This window comes from Vibrio sp. 2134-1 (assembly GCF_033339495.1).
Genome location: NZ_JAWOUS010000483.1, coordinates 1 through 670, shown reverse-complemented (window position 1 = coordinate 670; position 670 = coordinate 1). Strand labels below are relative to the sequence as shown.

Sequence of the window (670 nt, the reverse complement as noted above, 5' to 3'; positions counted from 1 at the left end):
ATTACCTTCCAACCAGGCCGAAAATGGGAAGTACACCTACCGGATCAAGCGCCAACCGAGCAGTTTGATGATACCAACTTATATGGACTCGGGGTTGATGCAAGTGATCCTGTACAAGGTACGTACTTCAAAACCAGCAACAACCTACCTTGGGCTCTGCTGATTGTTGAGGACTGGGAGTGGCCATTGGAAAACGTAGACTTGGTCGACGCGTATCCACAATTTGCCACTTACGCTGAATCAGTCGGCAGTCAAAATGCTAACTGGCATGCCTCACCAAAAGCAAACAAATGCTACATTCCATAGGAGACCACATTATGAAAAATTTAATCACAATCATCATGGGATTAGCGTTAACAGCCTGCGGCGGTGGAGGTGGCGGCGGTGATAAAAGCGGTGACAGTTCAACGCCTCCCCCAACTCAGACCACCATCGTGGTCGAAGAACCAAGCATGCAAACGCTGAACGTACCAGATGGCTACGACTACGATCCGATCGTCGCTCGTGCTCTATCTGTTGACATTAGTGGCTACTCTTCACAACGCTCGCACCTTAGTGTCTATAAAGAGTATCAAGAGATGACTTCAGGTACCTATCAAGCGAAATACGCAAGCAAAGTAGCTTCTGAAGCACTCATCAACGGAAAAGCCGAAATGAATTTTCCGGTCTC

2 protein-coding genes are annotated in these 670 nt (G+C 47.9%); both read left to right on the top strand.

The window, feature by feature from the left end:
• Positions 1–306 (top strand): DUF4842 domain-containing protein (locus R7R78_RS26760; RefSeq protein ID WP_225474690.1); only part of this gene is annotated, 306 nt, incomplete at its 5' end.
• Between the two features lie 11 nt (positions 307–317).
• Positions 318–670 (top strand): hypothetical protein (locus tag R7R78_RS26755; protein ID WP_225474689.1); only part of this gene is annotated, 353 nt, incomplete at its 3' end.